The organism is Acidimicrobiia bacterium (genome assembly GCA_036396535.1).
Classification (GTDB): Bacteria; Actinomycetota; Acidimicrobiia; order Spongiisociales; family UBA5794; genus DASWKR01.
Window position 1 is genome coordinate 23,135 of sequence record DASWKR010000069.1, and the last position, 7,253, is coordinate 30,387.

The following is a 7,253-nucleotide window of genomic DNA, read 5'->3' on the forward strand; positions in this document are numbered from 1 at the left end:
CGTCACCGCCTGCCGAACGAGCGGAACATGACGCCGAGGCCGATGACCGCCAGGGCGATCACGGCGATGCCGACGAAGCCCCAGAACCGGGCGGTCTGGACGGTCGCCCTGATCTCGACCTGGTCGGAGACCTGCACGACACTGGCGCCGATCGTGATCCGGTAGTCGCCGGCGACTGCGTCCTCGGAGGGAGTGACGGCCGCAGTCACCTGGACTGTCTCGCCGGGGCCGATCGCCGCCACCTGCGCCGGGGTGAAGTCGACGGTCCATCCGATCGGCGGGGTCGACGTCAGCGAGAGGTCCGTGAGCGGCGCCGAGCCGGTGTTCGTGAGGACGATGGGCAGCTCCGAGACCGAGCCTGCCGTGACGTCCACGTTGAGCCGCTGGTCGGCGGTGGCGATCGCGATTGCGTAGTTGCCCGTGACCTCGGCGATGACCTGTGTCGCGGCGGTTCGGCCGGACCCGACGGCCTGCACGTCGATCGGGTACTGCCCGGCAGGGGTGGCGTCCGGTGGATCCACGTCGACCGTGATGGTCTGGGTGGCGCCCGCCGCGATCGTCACCGTGCTGGCGCGCGACTGGCCGGAGGGCTGGGCGGTGATGATCCACCCATCCGGGCCCGATGCGTCGAGCCCGAACTGGATCTCCTCAGACGTGTCGTTGGCGAGCTCGAGCGAGAAGCTGAACGTGGTGTCGGCCGATCCGCGCAGTCCGGGGAATTGCGCATTCAGGGAGACCCCTCCCTCGACTGTCGCCGAGACCGTCACCGAGAGGTCGACGCTCAGTGAGTCACCGCCGCCCGCAGCCGTGAGAACAAGCGGGTACTCACCCTCCGGCGCATCGGCAGGGACATCGACCGTCAACACGAGCGTCGTCCCTTCGGCGCCGAGCATGACCCGGTCGACGACGAGCCCGCCGCCTTTCAGCGTGGTCGCCCACCCGTCGGGGGATGCTTCGACTCCGATGTCGACGAGGCGCTCGGGCGGGCCGGTAACGGTGACGTTGAACGTCGCCGACTCGCCCGGTTGGACGGAGACGCCGATGTACGGCGTCGTCAGCGCGAACGTGGTCGACGCCGGCTCGTCCTGCCCGGCGCCCTCCTGCGCAGACGCGACGACGGGCGCCGCCGCGTAGATGAGGCCGATGACAGCGACCGCCATCAGCGTTCTTCTCATTTCTTCCCTCCGGTTGTGTCTGCTCCCAAAAGGCGCCGCCGCGGGTTGCGGCGGCGCCTGCTCCATCGATGAGGCTCAGCTCCCGCCGAGCGTCACCCGGACCTGGTTCTGGTTTCCGTTGCGTGTCAGGGACAGTGTTACCTGATCTCCCGGCCGATGTGCGCGCACAGCTCCTGCGAGCTCCGTGAAGGACGTGATCGTGACGTCGTCGACGGCCGTGACGAGGTCGCCCGACTCGAGCCCTGCCTCGTCTGCGGGTGATCCTGCCACGACCTCGGTGACGAGCCCACCTGCCTGTCCGAGCGCCGGATCGGTGCCGCTCACCCCGAGGAACGCCTGCTCGATCACCCGGCCTTCGACCAGCTGATCGGCCACTTCCTTGGCGCGTGCGATCGGGATGGCGAAGCCGACCCCGTCGTTGCCGCCGGACCTGCTGATGATCTGGTCGTTGATCCCGATCACCTGGGCGTCCCGATTCGCCAGGGGGCCTCCCGAGTTGCCGGGATTGATCGGAGCGTCCGTCTGGATGAGCTGCATCACGACTCCTGCGGCGTCGACGACGGCTCGGCTCGTGGCGCTCACGACTCCGGCGGTCACGCTCTGGTCGAACCCGAACGGGCTGCCGAGTGCGATCGCCATCTGGCCGACCCGGAGGTCCTCGTCGATTGCGAGGTCGGCGGCGACGAGCCCGGTCGACTCGATCCTCACAACCGCGACGTCACTGTCCTCGTCCGTTCCCACCACCGTCCCGTCGAGCTTGGACCCGTCGAAGAGCTGGACGACGACTGCTCGAGCATCGCCAACGACGTGGGCGGCCGTGAGGATCAGACCCGAAGAGTCGTAGATGACCCCGGAGCCGAGGCCGAGATCGGTGTCGATCTGCACGACGGAGCGTTCCAGCGTCTCCGCAACGGCGACGACCGGCTCGGGAGACGCCGCCGGCTCTACCACGGCGCTGGTCGTGGCAGGAGCGATGGGCGCGGCGGCAGGCTCGTTTCGGGCGCTCCTGCCGATCGCGAACGACGCCGCCGACACGACGACGAGCAGGAGTGCGATGGATGCGAACAGGTACCAACGGAAGCCGCGCGGCCCGCTCCCGGCCGGAGGCGGGGCCGGGTCGCGGCCGCCGGGTGGCGCCGATGCGGCGACCGTGGCTGCCCAGGGCCCCGGGTGGTCGGGGAGGACGTCCACCCTCGTGCCGGATTCGTCGTCCATCGCCTTCTCCTCGCTCGTGTCTCGCGGCAAAGTAGGCCGAGCCGCATAAGGCGGGCATAAGCGCCAAGGCCGCTCGACCCTCGACACGGGGAGGTTCCATCCGGGTTGCGCCCGGCCCGTTGCGCCTGCTCGCTCCCTACTATCGACGGCCATGCTGAAGTTCCAGCTCGGGCCGATCCCGGTCACCGTGAGCGCCTCGTTCCTGTTCGTCGCCTTCATCGGCGGCAGCTTCGAGCCCGTGTTCCTCGTTCCATGGGTGGTCGGGGTTTTCCTCGCCATCCTGATCCACGAGGCGGGCCATGCATTCACGGCAAGGGCCTTCGGCATCAGGCAGGTCTCGATCACGCTGTTCGCGTTGGGAGGGGCGACGATGTACCCGGCGGATCCGTCGCTCACCCCGAAGCGGCGTTTCGTCGTCGCGGCTGCCGGCTCGGCGGTCGCGATCGCGGCAGGGACCCCGTTCCTCGTCGCACTTCGAACCGGGCTCATCGATCGATCGAGCCCACTTCTGTTCAACCTGGTCTTCGCTTTCGTGTTCGCCGCGGTGGGGTGGGGGATCCTCAACTGGGCGCCGATCAGGCCACTCGATGGCGGTCAGATGATGACGAGCCTCCTCGAGATAGTCATACCGAGGCGCGCCGAGGTGGTGTCGAAGGTGGCGTCGCTCGTCTTCGGACTCGTCGCGGCGTGGATCGCCCTCCGCTTCGATCAGCGCTTCGCCGCCGTGTTCGTCCTGATCATCACGTTGATCGGTGTCATGTCCCCCTCAGTCGAGGCTCAGCCCGCCGGGGCGGGTCCGACCGGGCCGGCGCCTGAGCCGGACCGTCATGAGCCGGAGCGTGACGTCGGACCGCCTCCCGCGTTCCCCATCTGATCCACCCGATCCTTTCGCCTCCGCCGCTGCAGGAACTCGTGGAATCGTGGGGCGGTGTACTCGTATTCGCCGCGGCGCACCCGATACAGGACGCCTGCATTGACGATCCGACCGAGCAGGACGTTGACGTTGCCCATCGAGCGGTCGGAGTGCTCGACGACGTCTGACACCTTGATCGGAGGGTACGGGCACTCGCCGGTGAGTACGAGGACGTCTTGTTCAGCGGGCGTGAGTATCTGCACACGCGGCTCGTAGAAGTCGACGTCGAGCCTGCGAACGATCTCGGGCTGCACGATGTCGAGCAGCCCCGAGGCGAGCTGCTGCAGGTCGGCATGGTCCGCCGTGTCCCACAGCTCGGCACCCCACAGCTGGATGAAGTACGGGTATCCCTCGACGTCCCGAACGACGTGGTCGATGAGCTCGGCGTCGATACCGACGCCGGTCTCGTCGAGCGGTCTCACGAGGGCGTCGCGGGCCGCCTCGTCGTCGAGGCGTCCGAGCACCTCTCCGCGGAACATCCGCTCCGAGTACGTCCTCGCCCTGAGGAGGAGGGCGTCGAGGCTCGGGAGCCCGCAGATGACGAGCCCCACCGGGACATCGCTTCGCTGCAGGCTCGAGACGGCCGCGATGAGTACGGAGAGCGAGGCCGGGTCCTCGAGGACCTGGACCTCGTCGAGCATGAGGACGACGCCGAGCTTGCCGCGGCTCGTTGTGGCTACGACCGTCTCGTACAGGACCTCGGTGAGCTCGGCATCCTCGTCCGTCGCGTTCGGGTCGATGCTCACCTTGATCTCGTTGATCCCGACGTTGACACGCGACACCTGGTCGACGGCCCTGCCCATCTGGCGGCGAACCCTGGCAGCTCGTGACAGCTTCGCTCTCAGGGCATCACAAACCCCCGAGATCACTGCGACGAGCGCTTCGGGCGAGTCGTGGCGGTGCTCCAGCTCGATCGAGGCCGCAGCCCAATCCTCCTCCGCCGCGACCCGCTCGAACTGTCCGAGGAGAACGGTCTTGCCGACGCCTCGCAGACCCGTGATGCGCACGTTCGCCGGGATGTCCGGGGCACCTCGCAGCGTGCTGGCGAACCGTCTGATCTGGCCGTCGCGGCCCGCCAGGTAGAGTGGCGTGAGCCCGACCCCCGGCCGGTACGGGTTTCTACCCGGCATCGGGCTCATCGTCCCTCCTCCGTACATCTCTCTCGGTGAACCATTCCTAACAGCGTATCTGTAAGGAGTGACACGCCGGGGCCGGGCGGTACCCTCTCGCCATGACGGGCATGCCTGAGGCGCGCCGGCCGGTGGGCAACGTGCTGAGATCCAGGTTCGGCATCCTCCTGGCGATGCTGGCAGTCATGTGGCTCGTGGAGATCCTCGATCGGGTCGCCTTCGACTCGACCCTCGAGGCGCAGGGGATCACACCTCGGGCGCTTGGGGGCCTGGACGGCATCGCCTGGGCGCCGTTCCTCCACGGCTCGTTCGGGCATCTGCTCTCGAACACGGTTCCGTTCCTGATCCTGGGGGGGCTCGTGATGCTCGCCGGGTTGCGGCGGTGGGTCACCGTTTCCATCTTCATCGCCTTCGTCGGAGGCCTGGCGACGTGGCTGTTCGCTCGCAGCGCCGTCCACATCGGCGCATCCATGCTCGTCTTCGGGTACGCCGCTCATCTGATCGTCGTCGGCTTCCTCGAGCGGAGGGCGCGCGGAATCCTCATCGCGGTGCTCGTTGCCCTCTTCTACGGATCAACCCTGCTGTTCGGCGTCTTGCCGGTTCGCATCGGAGTGTCGTGGGAGGGACATCTGTTCGGGGCGGCCGCAGGCGTTGCCGCCGCCTTCATCGTCGAAGCGGGCCGGAAGCCGGCCGGGGGCGTTGCCGGCTGATTCCGGTTTTGGTCATGCGCACACCCGGGGCCTATACTCGCCATCCGGTTTTCCCGCTGAGCCCCTGCCTACCCGGAGGCTCCTCACACCCGCAGGGTCACTGAGGCGCTGTTGTGGGCGGAGTGGCTCCCAGAAAGGGATCGGCGACCGACCATCGCGGTGGTTGGCGCCGATTTCTGTGTGCAGAAAGCCTTCCCGCACTCACGGGAAGGGCCCGCCCAAGAGAGAGAAGTAGGCATCGTGCCGACTGTGCAACAGCTGGTCCGCCAGGGCCGCAAGCCGAAGCCGAAGAAGACGAAGACCCTCGGTCTCGCCGGCTCGCCGCAGCGACGCGGCGTGTGCACCCGCGTCTACACGGTGACGCCGAAGAAGCCGAACTCGGCGCTCCGCAAAGTCGCCCGCGTCCGGTTGACGTCACAGATGGAGGTGACGGCCTACATCCCCGGCGAGGGCCACAACCTCCAAGAGCACTCGATCGTCCTCGTCCGCGGCGGTCGTGTGAAGGACCTCCCCGGTGTCCGTTACAAGGTCATCCGCGGCGCCCTCGACGCGGCAGGCGTCGACGGCCGCAAGCAGTCCCGTTCCCGATACGGCGCCAAGAAGAGCTGACATGCGCAGAGCCCCCGCAGAAGTCAAGAAGATCGAGGCGGACCCCGTATATCGAAGCGTCCTCGTGAGCCAGGTCATCAACAAGGTGTTGTGGCGGGGCAAGAAGGGCGCCGCCCGGCGGATCGTGTACGGGGCGATGGAGATCGTCGAGAAGCGCACCGGCGGCGAGCCGCTCCAGACGCTCAAGAAGGCCGTTGACAACATCAGGCCCCAGGTCGAGGTGCGCTCGCGCCGTGTCGGCGGCTCGTCGTACCAGGTTCCGGTCGAGGTGCGGGCCCGCAGGGCGCAGACCCTGGCGGTGCGCTGGCTGGTCGAGTTCGCCCGCCGCCGCAAAGAGAACACGATGGCGGAGCGCCTCGCCAACGAGATCCTCGATGCGGCCAACCGCACCGGCGCCGCGGTGAAGCGGCGTGAAGACGTACACAAGATGGCCGAGTCCAACAAGGCATTTGCCCACTACCGCTGGTAATCGAGAAAGCTCATTCGCTCATGGCACGCACGATCAAGCTCGACACGATCCGCAACATCGGGATCATGGCGCACATCGACGCGGGCAAGACGACGACGACCGAGCGCATCCTCTTCTACACGGGCCGCACCTACAAGATGGGCGAGGTCCACGAGGGCGCCGCGGTGATGGACTGGATGGCCCAGGAGCAGGAGCGGGGCATCACCATCACCTCGGCCGCCACCCAGTGCTTCTGGCGCGATCACCGGATCAACATCATCGACACCCCGGGCCACGTCGACTTCACCGCCGAGGTCGAGCGCTCGCTGCGGGTGCTCGACGGCGCGGTCGCGGTCTTCGACGCGGTGGCCGGGGTCGAGCCGCAGTCGGAGACGGTCTGGCGCCAGGCCGACCGCTACCGGGTGCCGCGCATCGCCTTCGTCAACAAGATGGACCGCGTCGGCTCCGACTTCCCGCGCACGGTGGCGATGATGCGCTCGCGGCTGGCCGCCTCGCCGGTGGTCATCCAGCTGCCGTGGGGCAGGGAAGAGCACTTCAAAGGGGTCATCGATCTCGTCCGCATGCGCGGCATCTTCTACAAGGACGAGACCCTGGGCGCCGACTACGAAGTCGTCGACCTCCCCGAGGAGGCGGCGGCCGAAGCGCACAAGATGCGCGAGCAACTGGTCGAGGCGGTGGCCGAGACCGACGACGTGCTGCTCGAGAAGTACCTCTCCGGCGGGGCGGTCACCGAGGACGAGATCGTGGCGGCGCTGCGCCGCGCCACCATCGCCAACCGGCTGCAGCCGGTGATCTGCGGCAGCGCCTTCAAGAACAAGGGGGTGCAGCCGCTGCTCGACGCGGTGGTGGACTACCTCCCCTCGCCCCTCGACGTGCCGCCGATCCAGGGCCTGTTGCCGGGCACCGACCACGTCCTCATTTGGCCGGCGGACGACGAAGCTCCGTTCGTGGCGCTGGTGTTCAAGATCATGACCGACTTGTTCGTTGGCCATCTCGTTTACTTCCGGGTCTACTCGGGGCACGTCGAGTCAA

Annotated in this window: 8 protein-coding genes; 5 read left to right on the top strand and 3 right to left on the bottom strand. The window is 67.8% G+C overall.

Going from position 1 to position 7,253, the window contains the following annotated elements:
- Positions 1-2: 2 nt before the first annotated feature.
- Entirely contained in the window at positions 3-1,175 is a 1,173-nt protein-coding gene (locus VGC47_12945) for an NEW3 domain-containing protein (protein ID HEX9856213.1), read from the bottom strand.
- 75 nt (positions 1,176-1,250) lie between these two features.
- Positions 1,251-2,390 (bottom strand): trypsin-like peptidase domain-containing protein, encoded by a 1,140-nt coding sequence (locus VGC47_12950; GenBank protein ID HEX9856214.1) that lies wholly within the window; start codon positions 2,388-2,390, stop codon positions 1,251-1,253.
- A gap of 151 nt (positions 2,391-2,541) precedes the next feature.
- Between VGC47_12950 and VGC47_12955 the strand changes: the two genes are divergently transcribed.
- A complete protein-coding gene (locus VGC47_12955; GenBank protein HEX9856215.1) occupies positions 2,542-3,264 on the top strand; it encodes a site-2 protease family protein in 723 nt (240 codons plus the stop codon).
- On the opposite strand, the gene VGC47_12960 is transcribed toward VGC47_12955, so the two are convergent.
- Positions 3,216-4,442: an ATP-binding protein gene (locus VGC47_12960; protein ID HEX9856216.1), complete on the bottom strand. Its 1,227-nt coding sequence runs from the start codon at positions 4,440-4,442 to the stop codon at positions 3,216-3,218. The two genes, VGC47_12955 and VGC47_12960, sit on opposite strands and share 49 nt — an antisense overlap.
- A 92-nt stretch (positions 4,443-4,534) precedes the next feature.
- Between VGC47_12960 and VGC47_12965 the strand changes: the two genes are divergently transcribed.
- The 4 genes from VGC47_12965 to VGC47_12980 form a co-directional block, all read left to right on the top strand.
- The gene (locus tag VGC47_12965) at positions 4,535-5,143 is read left to right on the top strand and encodes a rhomboid family intramembrane serine protease (protein ID HEX9856217.1); all 609 of its coding nucleotides are present in this window, start codon (positions 4,535-4,537) and stop codon (positions 5,141-5,143) included.
- A 240-nt stretch (positions 5,144-5,383) separates the two neighbouring features.
- Positions 5,384-5,752, top strand: coding sequence for a 30S ribosomal protein S12 (rpsL, locus tag VGC47_12970; protein ID HEX9856218.1), 369 nt, complete (start codon positions 5,384-5,386; stop codon positions 5,750-5,752).
- Position 5,753: 1 nt separating this feature from the next.
- Positions 5,754-6,221, top strand: a complete 468-nt coding sequence (gene rpsG / locus VGC47_12975; protein HEX9856219.1) for a 30S ribosomal protein S7 — start codon at positions 5,754-5,756, stop codon at positions 6,219-6,221.
- A 20-nt stretch (positions 6,222-6,241) separates the two neighbouring features.
- On the top strand, positions 6,242-7,253 hold a 1,012-nt coding region (locus VGC47_12980; protein ID HEX9856220.1), incomplete at its 3' end, for a GTP-binding protein.

Coding starts and splice junctions, on each gene's coding strand:
- VGC47_12950 (HEX9856214.1), bottom strand. CDS start 2,390: ATGGACGACGAATCCGGCACGAGGGTGGACGTCCTCCCCGACCACCCG.
- VGC47_12960 (HEX9856216.1), bottom strand. CDS start 4,442: ATGAGCCCGATGCCGGGTAGAAACCCGTACCGGCCGGGGGTCGGGCTC.
- VGC47_12955 (HEX9856215.1), top strand. CDS start 2,542: ATGCTGAAGTTCCAGCTCGGGCCGATCCCGGTCACCGTGAGCGCCTCG.
- rpsG (HEX9856219.1), top strand. CDS start 5,754: ATGCGCAGAGCCCCCGCAGAAGTCAAGAAGATCGAGGCGGACCCCGTA.
- VGC47_12945 (HEX9856213.1), bottom strand. CDS start 1,175: ATGAGAAGAACGCTGATGGCGGTCGCTGTCATCGGCCTCATCTACGCG.
- VGC47_12965 (HEX9856217.1), top strand. CDS start 4,535: ATGACGGGCATGCCTGAGGCGCGCCGGCCGGTGGGCAACGTGCTGAGA.